At 61.8% G+C, this 22,654-nt stretch carries 22 protein-coding genes and 1 riboswitch; of the genes, 16 read left to right on the top strand and 6 right to left on the bottom strand.

Annotated elements, in window-relative coordinates; genetic code table 11:
• Positions 1 to 193: 193 nt before the first annotated feature.
• From trpS to BLW50_RS21020, 13 genes are all read left to right on the top strand, one after another.
• Positions 194 to 1,231, top strand: a complete 1,038-nt coding sequence (gene trpS, locus BLW50_RS21080) for a tryptophan--tRNA ligase (protein ID WP_090706226.1) — start codon at positions 194 to 196, stop codon at positions 1,229 to 1,231.
• A gap of 221 nt (positions 1,232 to 1,452) precedes the next feature.
• On the top strand, positions 1,453 to 1,947 hold the full coding sequence (locus BLW50_RS21075; RefSeq protein ID WP_090706224.1) for a universal stress protein: 495 nt from the start codon (positions 1,453 to 1,455) through the stop codon (positions 1,945 to 1,947).
• A gap of 86 nt (positions 1,948 to 2,033) precedes the next feature.
• Complete coding sequence (locus tag BLW50_RS21070) at positions 2,034 to 2,594, top strand: NifU family protein (protein ID WP_090706222.1); 561 nt, start codon at positions 2,034 to 2,036, stop codon at positions 2,592 to 2,594.
• A 158-nt stretch (positions 2,595 to 2,752) separates the two neighbouring features.
• Positions 2,753 to 3,481: a tRNA (adenosine(37)-N6)-threonylcarbamoyltransferase complex dimerization subunit type 1 TsaB gene (gene tsaB, locus BLW50_RS21065; protein ID WP_348272860.1), complete on the top strand. Its 729-nt coding sequence runs from the start codon at positions 2,753 to 2,755 to the stop codon at positions 3,479 to 3,481.
• Positions 3,478 to 3,960: a GNAT family N-acetyltransferase gene (locus BLW50_RS21060; RefSeq protein ID WP_090706217.1), complete on the top strand. Its 483-nt coding sequence runs from the start codon at positions 3,478 to 3,480 to the stop codon at positions 3,958 to 3,960. Before tsaB ends, BLW50_RS21060 begins: the two co-directional genes overlap by 4 nt.
• Positions 3,961 to 4,141: 181 nt before the next feature.
• Complete coding sequence (locus BLW50_RS21055) at positions 4,142 to 4,813, top strand: lysophospholipid acyltransferase family protein (protein ID WP_139267698.1); 672 nt, start codon at positions 4,142 to 4,144, stop codon at positions 4,811 to 4,813.
• 85 nt (positions 4,814 to 4,898) lie between these two features.
• Positions 4,899 to 6,335 (top strand): tRNA (N6-isopentenyl adenosine(37)-C2)-methylthiotransferase MiaB, encoded by a 1,437-nt coding sequence (gene miaB, locus BLW50_RS21050; protein ID WP_244544332.1) that lies wholly within the window; start codon positions 4,899 to 4,901, stop codon positions 6,333 to 6,335.
• Positions 6,328 to 7,401: a PhoH family protein gene (locus tag BLW50_RS21045; RefSeq protein ID WP_090706211.1), complete on the top strand. Its 1,074-nt coding sequence runs from the start codon at positions 6,328 to 6,330 to the stop codon at positions 7,399 to 7,401. The genes miaB and BLW50_RS21045 overlap by 8 nt, the downstream gene beginning before the upstream one ends.
• Positions 7,398 to 7,895, top strand: coding sequence for an rRNA maturation RNase YbeY (gene ybeY, locus BLW50_RS21040; protein WP_090706209.1), 498 nt, complete (start codon positions 7,398 to 7,400; stop codon positions 7,893 to 7,895). Before BLW50_RS21045 ends, ybeY begins: the two co-directional genes overlap by 4 nt.
• Before the next feature lie 81 nt (positions 7,896 to 7,976).
• On the top strand, positions 7,977 to 9,644 hold the full coding sequence (gene lnt / locus BLW50_RS21035) for an apolipoprotein N-acyltransferase (protein WP_090706206.1): 1,668 nt from the start codon (positions 7,977 to 7,979) through the stop codon (positions 9,642 to 9,644).
• Positions 9,645 to 9,806: 162 nt separating this feature from the next.
• Positions 9,807 to 10,274 (top strand): helix-turn-helix domain-containing protein, encoded by a 468-nt coding sequence (locus BLW50_RS21030; RefSeq protein WP_090706204.1) that lies wholly within the window; start codon positions 9,807 to 9,809, stop codon positions 10,272 to 10,274.
• A gap of 211 nt (positions 10,275 to 10,485) precedes the next feature.
• Positions 10,486 to 11,673 (top strand): methionine adenosyltransferase, encoded by a 1,188-nt coding sequence (gene metK / locus BLW50_RS21025; RefSeq protein WP_090706203.1) that lies wholly within the window; start codon positions 10,486 to 10,488, stop codon positions 11,671 to 11,673.
• Between the two features lie 135 nt (positions 11,674 to 11,808).
• A complete protein-coding gene (locus tag BLW50_RS21020; RefSeq protein WP_090706200.1) occupies positions 11,809 to 12,510 on the top strand; it encodes a tRNA (guanine(46)-N(7))-methyltransferase TrmB in 702 nt (233 codons plus the stop codon).
• A gap of 33 nt (positions 12,511 to 12,543) precedes the next feature.
• Here the strand turns inward: BLW50_RS21020 and BLW50_RS21015 are convergent, their stop codons facing one another.
• Together BLW50_RS21015 and phaZ are read right to left on the bottom strand one after the other, a co-directional pair.
• Positions 12,544 to 13,263 (bottom strand): M48 family metallopeptidase, encoded by a 720-nt coding sequence (locus tag BLW50_RS21015; RefSeq protein WP_244544331.1) that lies wholly within the window; start codon positions 13,261 to 13,263, stop codon positions 12,544 to 12,546.
• 172 nt (positions 13,264 to 13,435) lie between these two features.
• Positions 13,436 to 14,701, bottom strand: coding sequence for a polyhydroxyalkanoate depolymerase (gene phaZ, locus BLW50_RS21010; protein ID WP_170850279.1), 1,266 nt, complete (start codon positions 14,699 to 14,701; stop codon positions 13,436 to 13,438).
• 146 nt (positions 14,702 to 14,847) lie between these two features.
• Here phaZ and BLW50_RS21005 point away from each other — a divergent pair, with 146 nt between their 5' ends.
• Entirely contained in the window at positions 14,848 to 16,176 is a 1,329-nt protein-coding gene (locus BLW50_RS21005; RefSeq protein ID WP_090706196.1) for an ActS/PrrB/RegB family redox-sensitive histidine kinase, read from the top strand.
• A 192-nt stretch (positions 16,177 to 16,368) separates the two neighbouring features.
• On the top strand, positions 16,369 to 16,917 hold the full coding sequence (locus BLW50_RS21000) for an ActR/PrrA/RegA family redox response regulator transcription factor (protein ID WP_090706193.1): 549 nt from the start codon (positions 16,369 to 16,371) through the stop codon (positions 16,915 to 16,917).
• Between the two features lie 6 nt (positions 16,918 to 16,923).
• Here BLW50_RS21000 and BLW50_RS20995 read toward each other — a convergent pair whose 3' ends face one another.
• From BLW50_RS20995 to BLW50_RS20980, 4 genes are all read right to left on the bottom strand, one after another.
• Positions 16,924 to 17,400: an MmcB family DNA repair protein gene (locus BLW50_RS20995; protein ID WP_090706191.1), complete on the bottom strand. Its 477-nt coding sequence runs from the start codon at positions 17,398 to 17,400 to the stop codon at positions 16,924 to 16,926.
• A gap of 21 nt (positions 17,401 to 17,421) precedes the next feature.
• Positions 17,422 to 18,207, bottom strand: a complete 786-nt coding sequence (locus tag BLW50_RS20990; protein WP_090706188.1) for an ABC transporter ATP-binding protein — start codon at positions 18,205 to 18,207, stop codon at positions 17,422 to 17,424.
• Positions 18,204 to 19,253, bottom strand: coding sequence for a FecCD family ABC transporter permease (locus BLW50_RS20985; protein WP_090706186.1), 1,050 nt, complete (start codon positions 19,251 to 19,253; stop codon positions 18,204 to 18,206). The genes BLW50_RS20990 and BLW50_RS20985 overlap by 4 nt, the downstream gene beginning before the upstream one ends.
• Positions 19,254 to 19,351: 98 nt before the next feature.
• A complete protein-coding gene (locus tag BLW50_RS20980; protein ID WP_170850278.1) occupies positions 19,352 to 21,238 on the bottom strand; it encodes a TonB-dependent receptor plug domain-containing protein in 1,887 nt (628 codons plus the stop codon).
• Between the two features lie 139 nt (positions 21,239 to 21,377).
• A riboswitch (cobalamin riboswitch) is annotated at positions 21,378 to 21,574 on the bottom strand.
• A 15-nt stretch (positions 21,575 to 21,589) separates the two neighbouring features.
• Here BLW50_RS20980 and BLW50_RS20975 point away from each other — a divergent pair.
• The gene (locus BLW50_RS20975; protein WP_090706180.1) at positions 21,590 to 22,471 is read left to right on the top strand and encodes an ABC transporter substrate-binding protein; all 882 of its coding nucleotides are present in this window, start codon (positions 21,590 to 21,592) and stop codon (positions 22,469 to 22,471) included.
• The last annotated feature ends 183 nt before the right edge of the window (positions 22,472 to 22,654 follow it).

Raw genomic sequence — 22,654 nt, 5'->3', positions numbered from 1 at the left:
GCCAGGGTCGCCTGCGGTACTGAGGATGACACAGAGGCTTCAGCATGAACTATCTGTCGTCGCGATGTGTCGGAAATGACATTTGTGTTGTGATGTGGCGCACTTGCATTCGAAACCGGCCATTGCCATAAACCGGGCCTTCTAAGCGTTTGCGGTTCTGAAGCTGCAGCGCTCGAGCGGAGCGATCGCGACAATGGCCGAATTCCCCCAGCTTGTTTTCTCCGGCGTGCAGCCGACGGGAAACCTTCATCTCGGAAACTATCTGGGCGCGATTAAACGCTTTGTAGAATTGCAGACGACCCATGAATGCATCTATTGCGTCGTCGACCTGCATGCCATCACCATGCCGCAGGATCCGGTAGCGCTGAAGGCGCAGATCCGCGAAGTCACCGCCGCCTTCATCGCTTGCGGCATCGATCCCAAGAAACATATCGTCTTCAATCAGAGCCAAGTGCCGCAGCATGCCGAGCTTGCCTGGGTCTTCAATTGCGTCGCGCGTATCGGCTGGATGAACCGCATGACGCAGTTCAAGGAAAAGGCCGGCAAGGATCGCGAGAATGCCTCCGTCGGTCTCTATGCCTATCCGGTGCTGATGGCCTCCGACATTCTGATCTATCGCGCCACCCATGTGCCGGTCGGGGAAGATCAGAAACAGCATCTCGAGCTGGCGCGTGACATCGCGCAAAAATTCAACAACGATTTTTCAGGCTCCATTGCCGCCAACGGTTTTGGCGAAGCGTTCTTCCCGCAGCCTGAGCCGTTGATTCAAGGCCCGGCGACACGTGTCATGAGCCTGCGCGACGGTTCAAAGAAAATGTCCAAGTCCGATGCGTCCGATTATTCGCGCATCAATCTCACCGACAATGCCGACACCATCGCGCAGAAGGTGCGCAGGGCTAAAACCGATCCGGAGCCGTTGCCGTCCGAACCGAAAGGCCTTGAGACGCGGCCGGAAGCCGACAATCTGGTCGGTATCTTCGCGGCGCTGTCCGACAGCAACAAGACGGATGTGTTGCAGCAATTTGGCGGCGGCAATTTCTCCACCTTCAAGAACGCACTCGTCGATCTTTCCGTCGAGAAGCTGTCGCCGATTGCCGACGAGATGCGTCGTCTCACCAGCGACCCCAGCCATATCGACAGCATTCTGAACGATGGTGCGGCTCGCGCCGAAGTCATTGCCGCGCGCAATATGAATGCGGTTAAGGACATCGTCGGCTTCGTCCGGCGCTGACATTGGCGGCGACCTCCGTGTCATTCCGGACGCCGAAGGCGATCCGGCATCATGTGGTCCCGGCTCCCGGATCATGCTGCGCGTGTCCGGGATGATACCGAGGCGCGTGATTAAAATGCGATCATTCATCGTTTCCCGCTCTGCTGCGCATTTGCTTGATCACAAGCATGGTGGCACCATGACAATGGCCCGACATCGATAAGTGTCATCGAGGAGCGCCCATGGGTGGACGACGCAGTTCATATCAAACGGGACATCGTCCCAAATTTCTCGTCGTCATCGATGGCAGCGCGGAGAGCGCGCAGGCAATCGCCTTCGCGGCGCGACGTGCGGCGCGCACCAAAGCCATCATGATGCTGCTGTCGATCGTCGAAGTGGAACAGTCGCAGGAATGGCTCGCGGTCAGCGAGATGATGCGGCAAGAGGGTGAGGATCGCGCCAACGATCAATTGGAACTCGCCGCGACCCGGGCTCGCGAGCTTGTTGACGTTGAGGCCGAGCGCGTCGTCCGCTTTGGGCCGAAGCTGGAACAAATTCTCGGCCTGATCGAGGAGGATCCGGACATCTCGCTTCTGGTCCTGGCGGCCGCCAGCGGTCCCGACGGGCCGGGTCCTCTGGTCACGATGATGGCGGGCAAGGCCGCGGGGACGTTTCCCATTCCGGTGGTGATCGTGCCGGGGGCGCTCAGCGACGAAGATATCGAGGCTTTGGCTTGATCAGCGGCTTGTTTGGTTCGGGCAGGGGTTCCATATAGTAGGAGATCAAGCCGCCAGACGGCGGCGCTTTTGCTTGGAATTCCGCGATGTTCATCCAGACCGAAGCGACCCCCAATCCGTCGACCCTGAAGTTCTTGCCCGGCGAGACCGTGCTGGGCGAGGGCACGCGGGAGTTCACCTCGTTCGAGTCCTCAGCCGCTTCGCCGCTGGCTAGAGCCTTGTTTTCCATCGACAATGTATCGAGCATCATGTTCGGTCCGGATTTCGTCTCGGTGACGAAATCGGGTGGCGAGTGGCAGCACCTGAAACCCTCGATCCTCGGCGCCATCATGGAACATTTCATGTCGGGTGCGCCGCTGTTGAACGATGGCGAGGCGCCGATCACCGAGGATGACGAGGAATTCTTCGCCCCGGAGGACGCCGAGACGGTGGCCACGATCAAGGAATTGCTCGAAACCCGCGTCCGCCCGGCGGTGGCTGGTGACGGTGGCGACATCACCTTCAAGGGTTTTAAGGACGGCACCCTCTATCTGACCATGAAGGGCGCTTGCTCCGGCTGCCCGTCGTCCACGGCCACGCTCAAGCACGGTATTCAGAATCTGATGACCCACTTCCTGCCGGAAGTGCGCGCCGTCGAACAGGTCTGATCGGCTTAAGAGCCTAATCTTCCAGTGCCTTCCCGGACGCCGCAGGCGATCGGGGATCCGAAACTGATGGGTGGAGCGTCGTGTTCATCGCGGGCCGCCTATCCGCCGTTGATCAGCATTTGTTGCTGGCTCTGGGTCCCTGATCGCCCGCGCCCGGGATGACACGGAGGCTTCGGCCGGCTATGCCAGGGACAATGATTCTGGCCATAGATACATCGATGTCAGCGGCTTCGGCTTGTGTCAGCCTCGGCGATGCTGACGAGCTGGTCGCGATCCGCAGCCTGCCGATGGAGCGCGGTCATGCCGAGGCGCTGATGCCGCTTGTCGCCGAGGTGATGGCGGCCGCGCCCGGTGGCTTCCCCGCTCTCACCCGTGTCGCCGTGGCGGTTGGCCCCGGCTCCTTCACCGGCATTCGTGTCGGCGTCGCCGCCGCCCGTGGTATCGCCTTGGCCACCGGTATTCCGGCCGTCGGCGTCTCCACCTTCTCGGCTTTCGCCGCGCCCTGGATCGGCCAGCAGCAAGGCCAGATCGTCGCCTGCGCTATCGATGCGCGTCACGGCAATGTTTATATCCAGGCCTTCGATGCCAGCGGCCATGTGGTTTTGTCGCCGCGCCTATCGACGCCGCGCGAGGCGCTGCGCGCCATTGGCGCGGGCTCGCTTTGCCTTGTTGGGTCGGGCGCCGCGCTGCTGGCGGCGGAAGCCCAGGCCATCGGCTCCGAAGCTATCGTCTGCGGCCCGTCCGCCGCCCCCGACATTCGCCAGGTCGCCCGTCTTGGCCTGATCGCCGATCCGGCATCGGCGCCGGCGCGCCCGTTCTATCTGAAGCCACCCGACGCCAAGCCCGTCGCAATCCGTAGGCTGCGCACTGCCGGACTGCCGGAATGATGGGTTTTCTGCGCCGGGCCCTCCAGATCCAGAGCCGCAGCCTGGAAGCCGCTGATGCGGTGGCATGCGCGCGCCTGCATAAGGATGGTTTCGCTTATCCCTGGGATGCCGTCGAAATCGAGCGGCTGATCCTGTCGGAGAATGTCGTCAGCGATGGGATTTTCGATAGTTCCAGCGACGCCCTGCTCGGCTTCGTCCTGTCGCGCAAAGCCGCCAATGAGGCGGAAATCCTGACCATCGCCGTCGCCACCAGCTATCGCCGCCGTGGTGTGGCGCGCGATCTGCTGCTCAAACATGCCGAAACTCTTGGGCTGTTGCGGGTCAGCGCGCTCTTTCTTGAAGTGGCGCAGGACAACGAGGCGGCGCTGGCGCTCTACCGCCGGCACGGCTTTGCCGAAGTCGGTCGCCGGCCGGGCTATTATCGCGCTGCCGATGGCGGGCGCACTGACGCCATTGTCATGACAAAGCAATTGTTGTGATTTAGGGCCGATAGCGTTTCTGCTTTCAGTTTCGATATTCGCATCTGGGGCTCTCGACGAAGGGGCGTTCGTGCCGGTTCTACGCGCCGTGGCGCTTGTGCTGACAATTCTGCTATTTCTCGTCGTTGTTAGCCCGATTTATCTTTTGCTCATCCGTTTTAGACCTTCGGCACGTGCCGCGTTGCCGCTGCTGTTCTGCCGCACGATGTGCGCGCTCTTGCGGGTGCGCGTCCGGCCGCGCGGCGAAATGGCGCGCGAGCGGCCGCTGCTCCTCGTTCCCAACCACATTTCCTGGGTCGATATCGTCGCTCTCGGCAGCACTGAATTCACCGCATTTCTCGCCAAGAAAGAGGTCGGCGGCTGGCCGCTGCTGGGGCCGCTGGCCAAGGTTCAGGGCGCCCTGTTCGTCGATCGTGGCCGCAAGCGGCAGATTCCCGCGGTCAACAGGCAGATTGCCGAACGCATGCAGGCTGGCGATCCGGTCATCCTGTTCGCCGAGGCGACCACCGGCGACGGCACCCATTTGCTGAAATTCCATTCGCCCCATTTCGAGGCGTGCCGGGACCTGATGAAAGCCCATCCCGAGGTTGCAGCCGTCTACGTCCAGCCGATCGTCATCGACTACAACCGGCGCGACGGATTGGCGCTGGGCCGGGCCGGGCGCGCCAATATAGCCTGGTACGGAGATACCGGCTTTGCCCCACACCTGTGGCAGTTGCTCAAGGCGGGCCCCACCGAATGCCTGATCGATTACTTGCCACCCCGGCTGATGGGGCCAGGCGACCATCGAAAAGCCATGGCGGCGATGATTCAATTAGATATTCGCCAGAACCGTTGGAGACGCGCAGCGTGAGGTTCTCACCTCCGCGATTCTCGCCTAAAAGGTACAAGAATTGCTGGAGACTGATGTCGCCAGGTTTGAAGGAATGATTGTCCGCATGAATGAGGTGAAAACGTCAGACGCGAGGGCGACCGCCGCGGCCGCACCGCAGGCGCGCAAGGTTTTCATCAAGTCGTTCGGATGCCAGATGAACGTCTATGACGCGACGCGCATGGGCGACATTCTCGAAGGCGAAGGCTATGGCCAAGCCGCCTCGCCGGAGGACGCCGACCTCGTCGTTTTGAACACCTGCCACATCCGCGAACGCGCTTCGGAAAAGATTTTTTCCGAACTGGGCAAATTGCGCGAGATGAAGGAAGAGCGCGCCTTGAACGGCCAGGCGATGCAGATAGCGGTCGCTGGTTGCGTCGCCCAAGCCGAGGGCAATGAGATCATCCGCCGCCAGAGCGCCGTCGATATCGTCGTCGGCCCGCAGAGCTATCATCGCTTCCCCGAGCTGTTGAGCAAGGCCGCCCGGCGCAGCGGTGTGGTCGACACGGATTTTCCGGTCGTCGACAAATTCCAGACCTTGCAGACGCCTTCGCCGCAGCGCCTGCGCGGTCGTGGCTATTCGGCTTTCGTCACGGTTCAGGAAGGCTGCGACAAATTCTGCACCTTCTGCGTCGTGCCCTATACGCGCGGCGCAGAAATGTCCCGGCCGATCGCTTCGATCCTCGACGAAGTGCGCAGTTTGGCGGATGCCGGTGTGCGCGAAATCACGCTGATCGGCCAAAACGTCAATGCTTATCACGGTGACGATGCCGGCCGGGTCGCGTCGCTCGGTGATCTGATCGAGCGCGTCGCCGCGCTGCCGGGTGTCGAACGCATTCGCTATACGACCAGCCATCCACGCGATATGGACGATCGCTTGATCGCCGCCCATCGCGATATTCCGCAATTGATGCCCTATCTGCATCTGCCGGTACAGGCGGGATCGGATCGCATTCTGGCGGCAATGAACCGCAAGCATAAGGCGCAAGAGTTCATCGACATCATCGCACGTGTCCGCGCGGCCCGTCCCGACATCGCTTTGTCGTCGGATTTCATCGTCGGCTTTCCCGGCGAGAGCGATGTGGATTTCGAGGCGACTTTGGCCCTTGTGCGCGAGATTGGTTTCGCCAGCGCCTATTCCTTCATGTATTCTCAACGTCCCGGCACGCCGGCGTCGGATATGGACGGACAAATCGAGGCGCATGTGAAGCAGGAGCGGTTGGCCGTTCTGCAAGAGCTGCTCGAACAGCAGCGGCAAGCGTTTAATCGCGCCACCGTCGGCCAGATCCTGCCGGTTCTGTTTGAGAAGAAGGGCCGCCATGCGGGCCAGGCCATCGGCCGCACGCCTTATCTGCAATCTGTTCACGTCGAAGATGCGGAAGCATTGATCGGAACCATTGCTTCGATCTCGATTGAAGGCACCTGGCCGAATTCGCTGAAGGGCCGGATCGTCACACACGAAAGATCAGCGGCTCACGGGAGCATGCAGACAACGAATGCCTGACAACGACAGTCGTACGGGCGCGCCGCCGTCCATCGAGAATGCTGCGGCAGGGCGAGAACTCAGATCGAAAGTTTTCGATCGCGAACGATCGGAAGTCACTTTCACCTTGGCCGACAATCGGGCCGCATCGGCCACCTTCGGCCAATACGACCAGAACCTCGCCAAGATCGAACGGCGCCTCGGCGTCTCCGTTCATGTCAACGGCAATCACGTCACCATCAAAGGCCCGCCGGATGCCTGCGCCAAGGCGCAGCGCGCCATGACAGCGCTCTATGATCGAGCGTTGCGCGGCCAGAGCGTCGCACTGGGCGACATCGACGGCGCCATCGCCGAAAGCGTCGAACAGGGCAGCCTGTTTCCCGATGCGGCAGCGTCGGCGCCGTTCTCGTTCCAGCAGATCGCCACGCGCAAGAAAGGCGCGGTGCGCGCCCGTAATGCCTCGCAGCATGAATATTTGCATGCTTTGCGGCAACACGAGCTGGTCTTCGCCGAAGGCCCGGCCGGCACCGGCAAGACATGGCTTGCGGTCGGCCACGCGGTTCTTCTGCTCGAACAGGGCATCGTCGAACGGCTCGTCCTGTCGCGTCCCGCTGTCGAGGCGGGTGAGCGCTTAGGCTTTTTGCCTGGTGACATGCGCGAAAAGGTCGATCCCTATCTGCGCCCGATCTTCGATGCGCTGCATGATTTCATGGACAGCCGCATCGTCGAGCGTGGTCTTGCCACCGGCATGATCGAAGTGGCGCCGCTGGCCTTCATGCGCGGACGGACCTTGAGCAATGCCTGCATTCTGCTCGACGAAGCGCAGAACACCACATCGATGCAGATGAAGATGTTTCTCACCCGTCTGGGCGAGGGCTCGCGGATGATCGTCAATGGCGATCCGACGCAGATCGATCTGCCGCCGGGCCAGAAGTCCGGTTTGCAGGAAGCGATCCGGCTTCTCTCTGGTGTCGAAGGCATCGGTCATATCGTCTTCAAGGATGTGGACGTGGTGCGTCACGATCTCGTGCGCCGCATCGTCACCGCCTATGAGAGTGCCGGCAAGAAGGCATCCGGAGCCGAATGAATATCGTTGTTGATGTGCGTGACGAGTTCGAGGCCTGGGCGGACGCTTGGCCGTCCAGGCCCGATCTTGAAGCGTTCACGATGCGGGCCATCGCGATCGCGCTCGAAACGGCTGAGGTGAAACTGAAAGCTGGCGTCGAAGTGTCGGTGCTCTATTGCGGCGATGGCTTCATGCAGGACTTGAACAAGCAATGGCGCGGCAAGGATCAGCCGACCAATGTGCTGTCCTTTCCCGCCGCCAGCGGCAAGGCTCTGCAACGCGCGCCGACCTTGGGCGACATCATCGTCTCTTGCGATACGGTGGTGCGCGAGGCGCAGGCCGAGAAGAAGAGCTTCGCCGACCACCTCGCCCATATGCTGGTCCATGGCAGCCTGCATCTCGTCGGTTTCGACCATGAGGTCGATGACGAGGCGGAGGACATGGAAGCGCACGAGCGATTGGCGCTGGCCAAACTCGGGATTGCCGATCCCTATCGTGATGGCGATACGACCTAAACGGGTCAAACGGTAAGCTGAAAACGTCGCGCAGCCCGTGTATCTGTTGAGGCGACCGATTCGCGGATAAAGCCGAGCCCCATGACAACAACGGCGATCTACAAAACAGCCGATCGTTTCGTCCTCTCCGCTGGCTGGACGCGGGCGCTTCTGGCTTTCGTCTGTGGCGCGGCGGGCGCTTTGGCGATGCCGCCCGTCTCCTTATTCCCCTTTCTCTGCATCACCTTGGTCGCTGCGGTCTGGTTGATCGATGGTTCTGCCGCGCAGACGCAAGACGGCGCCCGCGCGTCGGCGTTCGCCCATGGCTGGGAAGCGGCCAAGGTCGGCTGGTGGCTGGGCTTTGGCTATCACGTCGCTGGATTGTGGTGGCTGGGCGCCGCTTTTCTGGTTGAAGCGGATCAGTTCGCCTGGGCCTTGCCGCTGGGTGTTGTCGGTCTGCCAGCGGGTCTCGCCTTCTTCACCGCCTTCGGTTTCTTCCTGGCGCGGCTCTTCTGGAGCAACGGGCCGAGCCGCATCGTCGTTCTGGCCCTGGCGCTCACGGTGTCGGAATGGCTACGCGGCAATATTCTCACCGGCTTTCCCTGGAACAGTTTCGGCATGGCCTTCGGCGCCGATCTTTATTTGGGGCAGGCCGCGTCTTTCGTCGGTCTCAACGGCCTGACGCTTCTTGCTGTGCTCGTCTGCGCCGCGCCGGCGACCTTGGCTGATCGCGACGCACTCAACCGGCGCGGGCCGTTGTGGCCGATCATCGCGGCGCTGATCCTGCTCGCGGCGCTGCTGGCGTTTGGCCTCTGGCGCGCTGCAGCGCCGGCGGTGGCCTCGGAGCCGAACGTCAAGCTGCGCATCATGCAGCCCAATCTGCCGCAGGACGAGAAGTTCCGCTCCGATAATAAAGAGGCGATCCTCAAGCACTATTTCGAGGTGTCCGATCGGGCGACATCGCCGCAGACCGCCGGCGTCGCCGATGCGACCCATCTGATTTGGCCCGAGTCGGCGTTTCCGTTCATCCTGTCGCGTGATGTGGCTGCATTGAAAGAGATCGGCACCTTCCTGCCAGCGTCGACGATTCTGGTGACCGGCGCGGCGCGTTTTGAGCAGCTCGATCGTGTCTCAGGGTCGCGCCGCCCTGCGGGCCGCTATTACAATTCGATCCAGGTTGTGCTGCCGGGCGGTGCCATCGTCTCTACCTATGACAAGGTGCATCTGGTGCCGTTTGGCGAATATCTGCCGCTCGGCTGGCTGCTCGATAAGGTCGGCCTGCGCCAGTTCGTCCATATTCCCGGGGGCTTCGAGGCCGGCACCCGCCACGCGATCTTGCGCGTGCCGGGGTTGCCGGCAGCAGCGCCGCTCATCTGCTACGAGGCGATTTTCCCCGGCGAGGTGGTGCCGCAGGAATCCCAGTCGGAGCGCCCGCAACTGATGCTCAACGTCACCAACGATGGCTGGTTCGGTGAGACGGCGGGCCCCTATCAGCACTTGGCGCAGGCGCGGTTGCGCACCATCGAGGAAGGGCTGCCGATGGTGCGGGCGGCTAATACGGGGATTTCGGCGGTGATCGATCCCTATGGCCGCATCCTCAAGCAATTGCCCTTGGGCGTCGACGGCGTGCTCGACAGTTCCTTGCCCAGGCCCATTGCCGCACCTTTTTTTGCACGACATGCCCGCTCGGCCCCGGCTGGGCTGTGGTTCTTCTTCTTCATTCTGGCGGCGGCTTTGAAGCTTTGGGAACGGCGCCAGCTCGGCTCGTAGAACGAGATTCCCCTCATAGAAGTTGCAGGGTGACGGCTATGCGCGTAAGACGCTGAGGCTCGCTCGATAGTGTTTTAGAGCCAAGTGGCCACGGTTCGCGTGAAGAAAACGCGTTAGGCCCTAAGAGACCTTTTTCTCTTCTTTATTTCGTGGGTGCGTCGCATGGCGAAGGTCCCGAACCCCATCGACAAACATGTGGGAAGTCGTGTTCGGCTCCGCCGGGTACTGCTCGGTCTGAGCCAGGAAAAGCTCGGCGATGCCCTGGGGCTGACCTTTCAGCAGGTGCAGAAATACGAAAAGGGCGCCAACCGCATCGGCGCCAGCCGTTTGCAGGAAATTTCCAAGATCCTCGACGTGCCGCCGTCTTATTTCTTTGACGGCGCGCCGGCCGGCACGGCGGAAGGCCAAGCCCATGCGGGCGAGATTGTCTCCTCGGCGCTGGTCACCGATTTCATTGCCACAGCCGAGGGCATCCAGCTCAACAAGGCCTTCGTGCGCATCAAGAGTCCGCATCTGCGCAAACGCATCATTGATCTCGTCGTCGCCGTGGCCGCCGACGTAGCTGCGGACGTGGCGACCGATTTGGCCGCCGAGCATCAGGACGACAGCGGGAACCCTCCCAAGTTCTGATCCCTCCCAAGTTCTGTCACACGTGTAAGTGTGGCCCATGGGAACGTGCCCGTGTTCGCTTTACAGAACGAAATCGCCAATTGCGCTTGACCAAACGAACGCTCGCTGCCAAAAAGACCCGCCCTTTGGCATAGGGAGAGGAATCCTGCGTTAAACGGCGGCCGCTTCAACGGTCCAAATCACGCAACCACTCAGCCTCGGAGAACGCCTCGTGGCCCGTAAGAACTATCTTTTTACCAGTGAGTCTGTGTCGGAAGGTCATCCGGACAAGGTCTGCGACAGGATTTCGGACGAAGTCGTCGATCTGTTCTTCCGCGAAGGCGCCAAGGCGAAGCTCGACCCCTATCAGATCCGCGTAGCCTGCGAGACCCTGGCGACGACCAATCGCGTCGTGATCGCCGGCGAAGTCCGCGGCCCGAACATTTCCAAGGATCAGATCATCGCGGCGGCCCGTCACGCCATCAAGGACATCGGCTACGAGCAGGATGGCTTCCATCACGCCAATGCTGAGATCGAAGTGCTGCTGCACGCCCAGTCGGCCGACATTGCCCAGGGCGTTGACGCCGCCGGCAACAAGGACGAAGGCGCTGGCGACCAGGGCATCATGTTCGGTTACGCCTGCCGCGAAACGCCCGAGCTGATGCCGGCGCCGCTGTATTACGCGCACAAGATCCTGCACCTGATCTCGCAGGCGCGCCATGCCGGCACCGAAAAGGGCCTCGGCCCGGACTCCAAGAGCCAGGTCACCGTCCGCTACGAAGACGGCAAGCCGGTCGGCGTGACGCAAATCGTCGTTTCCCACCAGCACACGATCGAGGATCTGACCTCCAAGCAGATCCACGACCTGGTCGAGCCCTATGTCCGTAAGGCCCTGCCGGAAGGCTGGATCAACAAGGATACCGTCTGGCACATCAACCCGACGGGCAAGTTCTACATCGGCGGTCCCGATGGCGACTGCGGCCTGACCGGCCGTAAGATCATCGTCGACACTTACGGCGGTGCGGCCCCGCACGGCGGCGGCGCCTTCTCCGGCAAGGACCCGACCAAGGTTGACCGTTCGGCCGCTTACGCCGCGCGCTATCTGGCGAAGAACGTTGTCGCCGCCGGCCTGGCCGATCGCTGCACCATCCAGCTTGCCTATGCCATCGGCGTCGCCAAGCCGCTGTCGATCTATGCCGACCTGCACGACACCGGCAAGGTTGACCCGGACAAGCTCGAGAAGGTCCTCATGGAAGTCATGAACCTCTCGCCGCGCGGCATCCGCGAGCACCTGCAGCTCAACAAGCCGATCTACGCCCGCACGTCCTCCTACGGCCATTTCGGCCGCACGCCGGACAGCGACGGCGGCTTCTCCTGGGAGAAGACCGATATCGCCGATCAGCTCAAGAAGCTGTTCTGATCCGATCTCGTTGACGATCATTTGGGAGGGGCGCCTTGCGGCGCCCCTCTTTGCATGAAGCGATCCCTTGACGCGCGCCCTTGGCTCCGCTCAAACCGCGCGGATGTTTGGCGAGCCGGTGTTTGACGAAAAGACATGACTGAACGCATGCCACGGGGGGAGCGCTTCCACCCGACTCTGTACGGGCGCCGCAAGGGCAAGAAGCTGCGCAGCCACCACAGCCTTTTGGTGGACGAGTTCCTGCCGCAAGTGACCGTCGTACCATCAGCCTTGGCACAAAAGCCGCTGAGCGCTTTCGCGCGGCCGCTCGACGACCTGTGGCTCGAGATCGGCTTCGGCGGTGGCGAGCATCTCGCCCATGACGCCAAGAGCCGTCGCGAGATCGGCTTCATCGGCTGCGAGCCCTTCATCAATGGCGTCGCCAAGCTGCTGGCGCTCATCGAGGAGGACGAGCTCGACAACGTGCGTGTTCATAGCGGAGATGCGCTTGAGGTGTTGAAGGCGCTGCCCGAGGCCAGCCTCGGCCGCATCGCCATTCTCTATCCCGACCCCTGGCCGAAGACCCATCAGAAGAAGCGCCGCTTCATTTCCGATGAGTCGGTGCAGGAACTGGCGCGAGCCTTGCGCCCCGGCTGCGAACTGCATTTCGCCACCGACATCGACGACTACAGCGCCTGGGCGCTGGCGCGCATTCTGCGCTCAGGCCTGTTCGACTGGCAGGCGTCGGCGGCGAGCGATTGGTTGACGCCCTGGGCCGATTGGCCGGGCACGCGCTATGAGGCCAAGGCCATCGCTGCTGGCCGCAAGCCTGTGTACCTGACGTTCGTGAAGCGCTGATTCTCGCCGTGCTTCAGTGTCAATGAAAACGAATCACTCCGCCTGCTGGCCGTAGCGATGCAGTTGCGTGCCATAGGCATCGAGCCACGCTTCGGCACGATCGGTGTCGGCACTGAGACGATGCGTGAGCGCCCAGAACTTCGCCGAGTGATTGAGGTGCACCATATGCGCCACTTCATGGGCGGCGAGATAATCGAGAACGAAAGCCGGCGCCAGAATGATGCGCCAGGAAAAATTCAGCGAGCCGTCGGCGGAACATGATCCCCAACGTGTTTTCGAATCGCGAATCGAAATCCGTTTCGGCGTCAGCCCGAGTTTGCCGGCATGGGCGCCGGCAGCGACATTGAGATCGGCGATGGCTTGCGCGCGCAGATAATCCTGCACCCGTCGCGCCAGATGCTCCGCCTTGCCGGCGACACATAGCGCCAGTGCTGGTCCGCTCAGTGTCGTCGCGCTGTCCACCCAAACGGTGCCGCGCGTGCCGGGTCGATGTTCGATGATATGCGGGATGCCGCGCAGAGGCACGATGCAGCCATCGATGAAGGGCAAGGGCTGCGGAAGTTTCTGCAGACGCTCGCCGATCCAGGCAGCGTGTTTCTCGGCGAAGTCACGCGCTTCGATCAGTGAGGCGCGTTGCGGAATCGTCAGCACTACATCGCGTGTGGCGTTGCGCACGCGCAGTGTGAAGCGTCGCGTCGCTGCTGTGCGTTTCAACGTGACAACGTAAGTCGCACTCTTATCCGCGATACGCATTTGCGTCGCGGCGGGTGGAACAGAGGTGCGATTCGAAAAGAGCGCCATTGCCATATGATACCGCAAGAAATGTCCGACGCGCTACCGTCGCCTTTTCGCGCGCGGAACCACGGTTCGGCCTCAATCAGGCGGAACCGATTCCAAGCAAAACAGACTCCAAATAAAACAGACTTTAAGACTTGTTCCAGCGCTCCTTGGCGCGTGTGAACTCTTTGATCCGCGGCGCTATATCGCGGCGGAAGCGTGAACCGTTGAACACGCCGTAGTGGCCGACATGCTCCTGCAAATGGTGCAGCTTACGATCGTCGGGAATGCTCGGGCACAGGTCATGGGTGGCCTGCGTCTGTCCGACGCCGGAAATATCGTCGTTCTCGCCCTCGACGGTCATCAAGGCGACGCGCTTGATCGCCTTCAGATCGATCAGCTGGCCGCGATGTTTCATCTCGCCTTTCGGCAACTCGTGCTTCACGAAGACGGTCTCGATCGTCTGTAGATAATAGGCCGCGTCGAGATCCATCACGGCCATATATTCGTCGTAGAAATCTTCCTGCTTCTCGTAGGTGTCGCCGTCGCCTTTGACGAGATTGCGGAACATGTCCACGTGAGCATTGAAATGGCGATCAAAGTTCATCGCCATGAAACCAGTTAGTTGCAGGAAGCCCGGATAGACTTCGCGTCCAAAGCCTGGATAAGGGAAGGGAACGGAATGGATGCAATTGCGGCGGAACCAATCGGTGCCACGTTGCTCGGCCAGGGTGTTGACCGCCGTCGGACTGCGGCGCGTATCGATCGGGCCACCCATCAGGATCATTGAGTCGGGATAGTAGGGCTGTCCCGACGCTTCAAGCAGGGCGATGGAGGCAATAACCGGTACCGCCGGCTGGCAGACAGCCAGAACATGGACGGGTGTGTGCGGGTCAGCTTCGTGCAGATGTTTGAAGATCGCGGTCACATAGTCAATGTAATCGTCGAGATCGAACCGTCCCGCCGACAGCGGCACCATCCGGCCATCGGCCCAGTCGGTGATATAGACGTCGAAATCGGGCAGGAAAGCCTCGACCGTGCCGCGCAACAAAGTGGCGTAATGGCCCGACATCGGCGCGACGATCAGCAGGCGCGTCCGCGCCGCCTTTGGCACAGGGCCCTGGCGTTCGAAATGGATGAGGCCGCAGAACGGTCGCTCCCAAACGATCTCTTCACGCACAGGGACGGTCTTGCCGTCGATTGTCGTCGTGTCGAGGCCGAAGGCCGGCTTGCCGTAACGCCGCGTCAACCGCTCGAACAATTCAGCGGAGGCGGCGATGTTGCGGCCGACATACGTGTGCGTAAAGGGATTGAGCGGGTTCTTGAGCAGAAGCCGCGTGGCGTCCGAAACGAACCGCGCCGGCGCGAACGAAAGATGCGCCATCTCGTAAAGCTGATAAGACAATCGATTCATGGACAACCCGTTTCCGCCCAATAGCCAAGCTATATTGCAGTGCAAAATAGCCTATTTTGTCAGCAGGGACAATCAGCCATTGATTCGCGCCTGCCGGCCCATCCGGAGCATGCCATGATCGGGCGGAATTACTATCGAAGTGCCCTATGACGCAGACCCTCGTTCAGGAATCCACCGGCCGAATTCGCGTTGATACCCTTATTCGTCTGCGCTGGCTGGCGATTGCGGGGCAAACGGCCGCTTTATTGATCACGGCCTTTGGCCTTAACTTTCCGCTGCCGATCGCCCTGTGCGTCACCGCCGTCGCGGCCTCCGTCTGGCTCAACATTGGCTTGCGCCTGCGCTATCCGGTGACCCACCGCCTCGCCGAACGTGAAGCGACGCTGCTGCTCGCTTTCGATATGCTGCAGCTCACCGCGCTGCTCTATCTCACCGGCGGCCTCGAAAATCCGTTCTCGATCTTGTTTTTGGCCCCCGTGATGATTTCGGCGGTGTCGTTGTCGGTGACGCGCACCGTCGCGCTCGTCCTGCTCATGGTGGCCTGCGCCACCTTCCTCGGCTTTTTCCAGCGCCCCCTGCCCTGGTATCCGGGCCCCGTTCTGCAACTGCCCTATCTTTACAAGATTGGCGTCTGGATCGCGCTGGTGCTGGGCGCCGGCTTCATCACCTTCTATGCCTTCCGCGTCGCCGAGGAAGCGCGCCGTCTGTCCGACGCGTTGACGGCGACCGAACTTATCCTTGCACGCGAGCAACATCTGACACAGCTCGATGGCCTGGCCGCCGCTGCTGCCCATGAGCTGGGTACGCCACTCGCCACGATCACACTGGTGGTGAAGGAACTGCGGCGACAGCTGCCGGCTGAAGGTCCGGTCGGTGAAGATATGGAATTGCTGACCAGCGAGCTGCAGCGCTGCCGCACCATTCTTGGCAAGCTGACCTCGCTCGGCAACGAGCCGGCGCAGCATTGGGATGTGCTGTCGCTGCCGCAACTGCTTGAGGAAACGCTCGAGCCATCGCGCGATTTTGGCGTCGAGCTGAAATCGGAAATCGACGGAGCGGGCACGCCACCGACCTGCCGGCGTAACCCTGGCCTGCTCTATGGCCTCGGCAATCTCGTCGAAAACGCGGTCGATTTCGCCAAGTCGGAAGTCCTGATCAAGGCCAATTGGACCGAGGATCAGGTTGGCATCACGATCGAAGATGACGGCCCTGGGTTCTCCGCCGACGTGCTGACCAAGCTCGGCGACCCCTATATCACCTCCCGCGGCCACGATGACCGGCGCGCCAAATCCGAGCCCGGCTCTGGCCTCGGCCTTGGCCTTTTCATCGCCAAAACCCTGTTGGAACGCACCGGAGCGACGATTTCCATGGGCAATGGGGTGGCGCCCGCCTCTGGCGCCCGCGTTTCAATTCGCTGGGCGCGCGAGGAATTCGAGCGTGGCACGATGTCCAACAACGCGATTATCGCCGATTGAACGTGCAATTCCCGCCCCATTTCGGCTAAATTCCTGACCGTCACGGGCTAAAATACCGACCCGAGGACAAATCGCGTTCCGCTCGGAACGCGATTTTGCCCTGTCGATCTTTTGCTTTGACGCGTCTTTGTGGCGTTTGACTTCGTCAAACTGCAAAACGCTATAAGCTGAAAATCAGGAACCAAGCGCAAAATGACCACGCCGGAAACCGAGTCTGACGATAAATCCCTTCTGATTGTCGACGACGACAAGCCATTCCTGACCCGCCTGTGCCGGGCCATGGAAGCGCGCGGATTTGACGTCGCGGTCGCCGAGACCGTTGCCGAAGGCATCGAGGCGATCAAGCTGCGTGCGCCCGCTTTCGCCATCATCGATCTCAGACTGACCGATGGCAGCGGCCTCGACGTGATTTCGCTGCTTAAGGAACGCCGTCCGGAAGCGCGTGGCATCATCCTGACCGGCTACGGCAATATCGCCACGGCAGTGACAGCTGTGAAGCTCGGCGCTTTCGACTATCTCGCCAAGCCCGCCGATGCCGACGAGATCTACAACGCGCTGATGGCCATCACCCACGACAAGGCTCAGCTGCCCGAGAATCCGATGTCGGCTGACCGGGTGCGATGGGAACATATTCAGCGCATCTACGAATTGTGCGGCCGCAACGTATCGGAGACAGCGCGTCGCTTGAGCATGCACCGCCGCACCCTGCAGCGCATTCTGGCGAAGCGCGCGCCGCGCTAACGCTGCCTACCCACTGATGGGATCGCGCGTCGGATCGTAGAGTAAATGCAGGCGGCTGGCCGCCTGCAGGCCGAAGGCGATCAGCATGGCCTTGCGCCGCGCCGCATTGAGCACATGTTCCGACGGTGGCCGAATGATCTCGGCGCCGAATTTGTCGGCGACGATCAATCCGCACTCTTCCGGAAAAATCTCCAAGGGCACTTCCGCGTGGGTGGCGAAGGAGAAATGGTCGCAATAGTCGCGATACTCGTGCCATTTCTTGTCGGTGCGAAAATCGGCGATGCTCGATTTCACTTCGACGATATGAAAGCGGCCATCGCCGCGCAGCGCGATCACATCGGCGCGCCGGCCGTTGTTGAGCGGCATTTCGACGAGCGATTCCAACCGATGGGCGCGCATCAAGCGCTGTACGCCGCGCATCACCATGGCCGCATGGGCCGATTGGCGTTTGTCTTCGGGCGGAACGGGAGAATCGGGATTCATCACGAGGGCAGACCTGATTATTCAGGCGCGATCTAAATCCCGATGCGGACGCATGGCAAGAATAGGTCCATCCGGCGTTTGCGCACGCGCCATCGACACACCGAAAATCTCGCCGAGCACGTCGGTCTTGATCAGTCGCCGCGGTGGCCCGTCGGCGGCAAGGCGACCGTCCTTGAAGGCGAGAATTCGGGTCGCGTAACGGACGGCGAAATCGACATCGTGGATGACCGCGATCACCAGACTGCCGGCTTGCGCGCGCTTTTGCAGCAGATCCATCACGCGCAGCTGATGGGCCGGATCGAGCGAATTCAACGGCTCGTCGAGCAACACGATCGGCTGCGGCCCGACAAGGGCGCGAGCCAGAAGCGCCCGCATGCGCTCGCCGCCGGAAATCCGCTCGACGCCGCGCTCAGCCAGTTCGAGCAGATCGAGGTCCTGCAATTGCTGCTCGATGGCCGGATCGTTGCCATCCGCCCGCGCGTCGAACGGCATCAGTCCTAAAGCGACGATGTCGCGCACCGGCACCGGCCAGATTGGTTGGCGCATGTCCTGAGGCAGATAGGAGATGGCGCGGGCGCGTTGCGGTAGAGATAGACTGGCGAGCGCCGTGCCGTTGAGGGTGATCGATCCCGATATCGCCATTTGGCCGGCGAGCGCGCGCAGGAAGGTCGTCTTGCCCGAGCCGTTTGGGCCGATCAAGGCGACGAACTGGCCGGCCTCCAGGGACAGCGACAGGTCGTCGATGATCTTGCGGCCGGCGAGCGCGACGCCGAGGTGGTCGACGATGATATAGCTGCTGCCACTCATGCGCGGTCGTCCAGCCGGTAGGGACGGGCGATGACGAGATAGAGAAAGCAAGGGGCGCCGATGACGGCCATCAGCGCGCCAACCCGGATCTCGCTCGTCGCTGGAATGAGTTTCACCATGATGTCGGCCGACGTGGTGAGGATGGCGCCGACCAGCGCCGACGGCAGCAGGATCGCTTGCGCATCCGAGCGCACGAACGGCCGCACAATATGTGGCGCGAGCAGGCCGACGAAGCCGATCGCGCCGGCGACCGCCGTGCCGGCGCCGACACCTAGCGCAATGCCGGCGCTGGTGATCAGCGACACGCGCCAGACATCGAAGCCGAGCGAGGTCGCCGTCTCTTCGCCCAAGGTCAGCGCTTTATAGGCGGGTCCGCACCAGAACAATGCCGCTGCGCCAACGATGATGAAGGGCAGCGACAAAGCCACGTGCCACATCGAGCGATCGGTGAACGAGCCCATCAGCCAGAACACGATTTCCGTCACCGCATAGGGATTGGAGGAGAGCGACAGGATCAGCGAGATGGCGGCGGCCGCCAGGCTGCCGATCATCAGGCCGATCAGCAGCAGCGAGATCACCCCACCGACGCGGCGCACGACCAGCAAGGTCGCCAGCATGGCGAGCATGGCGCCGAGTATGGCGGCGAGCGGCAGCGCCAGCGAGAAGGCATCCGCCAACCCGGAATAGATCATCAGCACCGCGCCGAGCGCCGCCGCCTGTGGCGTGCCCAGCACAGCCGGCTCAGCCAGAGGATTGCGGCTCAGTCCCTGCACCGCCGCGCCGGCGAGGCCCAGCATGCCGCCGATGGAAATCGAGAGAATGACGCGCGGCAGCCGGATCTCGCGCAGAATGATCGCAGCGGTTTCACTTTCGCCGGTCAGGCCGAGAACAAGTTCGTGCAGCGAAAGATGCGCCGGTCCGAGCATCAGGGACAGAACAGCAACGACGATCAGCGCGGCAAACAGCACAATGAGAAAGGCTCCGGAGGCGGCCGAAGCCGTCCGGAGCCTGACTGTTTTAGACGGTGCTGCGTAGCGTTTCAGCATTTGATGACCTCATCAAATGTCATGGAGACGCGTCAAAATAAGAGATTTTGGGCAAAATCGCGTTTCTGTTGAAACGCGATTTGCTGTGGTGGTCGATTCTACCATGTCACCTTCAAGCCGGCGTAGATGGCGCGGCCGGTCACGCCATAATCCCGGATCTCCTGATAACGCGCGTTGGTCACGTTCTCGAGCCGGGCGAAGGCGGTCACATTATCATTGAACTTGTAGCTGGCGCGAATATCGCCCCGGCCATATTGCGGCAAGGTCACACGCCCATAGGGGAAGTCGTTGCTGATGTCGGTCCGGGCCGAGGCGACGTAGACGCGGCCTTCCACCTCCAGGTTCGGGATGCCGGTGTAGATGACCGAAAGGCTGCCCTGCTGGCGCGGCCGGCGCAACAGGCCGATCTGCTTGTCTTCGTCGACGGCGGTCATGCCGGTGAAGGTGACGCGCGCGCGCCAGGTGTCGGGAACGATGACCGCATCGATCGAGGCTTCGACGCCGCGAATGCGGGCGTGGCCGACATTGTAATATTGGCCGATGAAGAAATTGGCCGCCGGATTGAAGTCGATCAGGTTACGATACCAGCTGTCGAACAGGGTGGCCGAGGCTTTCACCCGGCCATCGAACAAGGTCTGGTCGATGCCGGCCTCATAAGAGAAGTTCTGTTCCGGCCGCAGGCTCGGCAGACCGTAAATGCTGAAACGTTGATAGAGCGAGGCGGCATGGGCGCCGGTACCGGCGCTGACGCGCAGCCGCGTGCCGGTCTCGTCGAAGCGATAGGCAGCGGTGGCGCGCCAGGTCGGGAACACGGTTCTGTTGTCGATGGCGTCGATGCGCCCACCAAGTGTCAGGTCGAGGCGGTCGAACAGAGTGATGCTGTGCTGTGCGAACACCGAATTGGTGATCTGCGTGCCCCAGAAGGGCATGGAGATCGTATAAGGCGCCTGCAGCCAATCCTCGCGCGAGGACGCGGTTTCGCGTTCCGACTTGGCGCCGAAGATGAACTGGCCGTATGTGCCGAGATTGGCCGTGCCTTGATATTCGACACCGACGCGGCGCGAGCGGAAGGTCGTGTCGCAGTTATAGCTGTTGAAGAACGTGTCGAAGCACGACTGCTCCAGCCGGTTGAACCGCTCGATGAGGCTCGAGTAGACGGTCAGTGAATTCTTCAACAGGCCGCCGAACGGATCGAAATTGGCGCGCACGAAGGCAGTGGTGACGAATTGTCGACCTTTGTTGAAGCGTGTGTCTTTGTCGGCCGGCATGAAGGCGCCGGGATTGTCGAAGCGCGCGACATCGGCGAAGCGCGTCAAGCCGACATCGACGGAGAAACTGTCGGACGGCGTGAATGTCACCCGCGCCGAGCCGGCAAATTTGTCGGTCTTGTCGTTTTCCAGCGGTTGCGTCAGCGTGCTGGTGATGCGGCCGATGCGATAGCCGTAGCGCGAGAAGCCATCGGAGTGAAAGCCGGTCAGCGAGAAGGCATAGGAGACCGTGTCGGTCGCACCAGAGAGCGTGCCCGTCGTTGAAATCGTGCCGTAAGTGCCGGCTTCCACCTGCACGCTGCGGCGCGGCTTGCGCTCGCCCTTGCGGGTGATGACATTGATGACGCCGCCCATGGCGTCGGAACCATAAAGCGCCGATTGCGGGCCGCGCACGATCTCGATGCGGTCGATATCGATGGCCGACAGCGCGCCGAAATCGAGCGAGCCGTCGGTGCTCGAAGCATCGCCGATGCGAATGCCGTCGATCAGCACCAGCGTCTGGCCGGGGGTGGAGCCGCGCAGCGAGACATTCGACAAGGAGCCGGGGCCGCCGGTTTCGGTGATGTTGAGGCCCGGCGTGCCGCGCAACACGTCGGCGAGGCTCTTGGTGCCGTAGTTCTGAATCTCTTCGGCTGGAATGACAGTGACGCTGGCGCCCAGCCGCTCGATCGGCAGTAGTGTGCGGTTGGCGGTGATGACCAGCGTTGGCAGCGGCACATACCCTGGCGGGACATTTTGCGCGCTAGCTGAGTTTGACAGAACCGGCGCGGATAAACAAAAAACGCCAGCCAGAATGGCGGCGTTACCAGGGGAACGATGCATCACTATAGCCTCCTGCCATCCCACCGACGGCTTGAGAGAAAACGAAGATGTTGGCCGGTCTCCTGGCTCGCGGATCGTCGCTGCTTTCGCGTCTTCCCGGGGTGATCACCCAGTGACATGGTGCGAAGTCAGCTCATCGCTTACAGTTGCGGGGGCAGCTGCGGCATCGGTTTCCCTCACCGCATTCCCGTTTCACCCCATCGCTGGGGCACCAACAATTATGACCGTACAGAGGCGATTCTGCGAATGCAAGGTGGCAAGGCCGGCTCCGGCCGTAACTCTGGCAGGTGTGGCATGAAGGCCATGGCGCTCGTCGCCATGCTCGTCATGGCTGATGAGGCGCAGGCGCAACAACCGTCGCAACAACCCTCGATTGTATCGGCGAATCTTTGCGCCGATCAGCTTGTGCTGAGCCTGGCCGATCGCGATCAGATCGTCTCGCTCAGTCCCTTTGCCGCCGACAAGGAGATTTCTTTTCTCGCGGCGCAGGCCGCTGGTCTGCCGCGCAACACCGGCGCGGCCGAGGAACTGATTCGCCTCTCGGCCGATCTCGTCGTTCTGGGCCGTTATGACAATCGCCTCACCCGGGATTTCCTCGCCGCCAAGGCGCGGCCGTTCGCTGTCGTTGATTCTTGGGTCAGTCTCGACGAGACCCGGCGCGAGATCACTGCGCTGGCGGCACGCTTTGGCCACCCCGACCGGGGCGCGGCTTTGGTGGCGGCCATTGATGAAAGCACGGGCGCCCTCGCCGCCTTGGCTGGGGAAGTGCCGCAGCGCAGTTTCCTCATCTTGCACCGGCGCGGCTATGTTCTGCATGCTGGCCTAGCCGGCGATCTCGCCGTTAAGGCGGGCCTGCGCAATGCCGCCGGCGACGTCGGCCTCATGGCGAGCGGCTTCGTCGATCTTGAGCGGGTTGTTGCGGCCCGGCCCGATTATCTCATGGTGGCCGAGGCGCACGACCGTCCGGAGGACCAGGGCGAGGCCCTGCTCGAACACCCGGCCTTGCGTCGGCTTTATCCGCCTGAGCGCCGCCTGGTCGTGCCCGATCTGCTCACCATCTGCCCGGGCCCGGCCATTCCCGCCCTGGCGGCCCGTTTGGCGCAGGAGATCAAAGCCAAGGTGCGGTGAATGCCGTCCCAGACGCGTTGAACACCGCTAGGGAGCGGGCCGGCACAAGCGCGCTTCAGCCTCAACCAACAGAGGTTCCAACTCAGTCAACAGTCATGTCACCGATTGCTGCATAGCGGAAACAGGTGTTTCAGCTAGACTGCTCATGGATCGCTGGTTGGCGCAGAAAACAAAAGTCCAGCG

It is taken from the genome of Beijerinckia sp. 28-YEA-48 (assembly GCF_900104955.1).
Taxonomy (GTDB): Bacteria; Pseudomonadota; Alphaproteobacteria; order Rhizobiales; family Beijerinckiaceae; genus Terripilifer.
This window is presented reverse-complemented; position numbering and strand designations above follow the sequence as displayed.

Bases quoted from the DNA above. Each gene is read 5' to 3' on its own strand.
- trpS (WP_090706226.1), top strand. From the start codon at position 194: ATGGCCGAATTCCCCCAGCTTGTTTTCTCCGGCGTGCAGCCGACGGGA.
- BLW50_RS21075 (WP_090706224.1), top strand. From the start codon at position 1,453: ATGGGTGGACGACGCAGTTCATATCAAACGGGACATCGTCCCAAATTT.
- BLW50_RS21070 (WP_090706222.1), top strand. From the start codon at position 2,034: ATGTTCATCCAGACCGAAGCGACCCCCAATCCGTCGACCCTGAAGTTC.
- tsaB (WP_348272860.1), top strand. From the start codon at position 2,753: ATGACACGGAGGCTTCGGCCGGCTATGCCAGGGACAATGATTCTGGCC.
- BLW50_RS21060 (WP_090706217.1), top strand. From the start codon at position 3,478: ATGATGGGTTTTCTGCGCCGGGCCCTCCAGATCCAGAGCCGCAGCCTG.
- miaB (WP_244544332.1), top strand. From the start codon at position 4,899: ATGAATGAGGTGAAAACGTCAGACGCGAGGGCGACCGCCGCGGCCGCA.
- BLW50_RS21045 (WP_090706211.1), top strand. From the start codon at position 6,328: ATGCCTGACAACGACAGTCGTACGGGCGCGCCGCCGTCCATCGAGAAT.
- ybeY (WP_090706209.1), top strand. From the start codon at position 7,398: ATGAATATCGTTGTTGATGTGCGTGACGAGTTCGAGGCCTGGGCGGAC.
- lnt (WP_090706206.1), top strand. From the start codon at position 7,977: ATGACAACAACGGCGATCTACAAAACAGCCGATCGTTTCGTCCTCTCC.
- BLW50_RS21030 (WP_090706204.1), top strand. From the start codon at position 9,807: ATGGCGAAGGTCCCGAACCCCATCGACAAACATGTGGGAAGTCGTGTT.
- BLW50_RS21020 (WP_090706200.1), top strand. From the start codon at position 11,809: ATGACTGAACGCATGCCACGGGGGGAGCGCTTCCACCCGACTCTGTAC.
- BLW50_RS21015 (WP_244544331.1), bottom strand. From the start codon at position 13,263: ATGCGTATCGCGGATAAGAGTGCGACTTACGTTGTCACGTTGAAACGC.
- phaZ (WP_170850279.1), bottom strand. From the start codon at position 14,701: ATGAATCGATTGTCTTATCAGCTTTACGAGATGGCGCATCTTTCGTTC.
- BLW50_RS21005 (WP_090706196.1), top strand. From the start codon at position 14,848: ATGACGCAGACCCTCGTTCAGGAATCCACCGGCCGAATTCGCGTTGAT.
- BLW50_RS21000 (WP_090706193.1), top strand. From the start codon at position 16,369: ATGACCACGCCGGAAACCGAGTCTGACGATAAATCCCTTCTGATTGTC.
- BLW50_RS20995 (WP_090706191.1), bottom strand. From the start codon at position 17,400: ATGAATCCCGATTCTCCCGTTCCGCCCGAAGACAAACGCCAATCGGCC.
- BLW50_RS20990 (WP_090706188.1), bottom strand. From the start codon at position 18,207: ATGAGTGGCAGCAGCTATATCATCGTCGACCACCTCGGCGTCGCGCTC.
- BLW50_RS20985 (WP_090706186.1), bottom strand. From the start codon at position 19,253: ATGCTGAAACGCTACGCAGCACCGTCTAAAACAGTCAGGCTCCGGACG.
- BLW50_RS20975 (WP_090706180.1), top strand. From the start codon at position 21,590: ATGCAAGGTGGCAAGGCCGGCTCCGGCCGTAACTCTGGCAGGTGTGGC.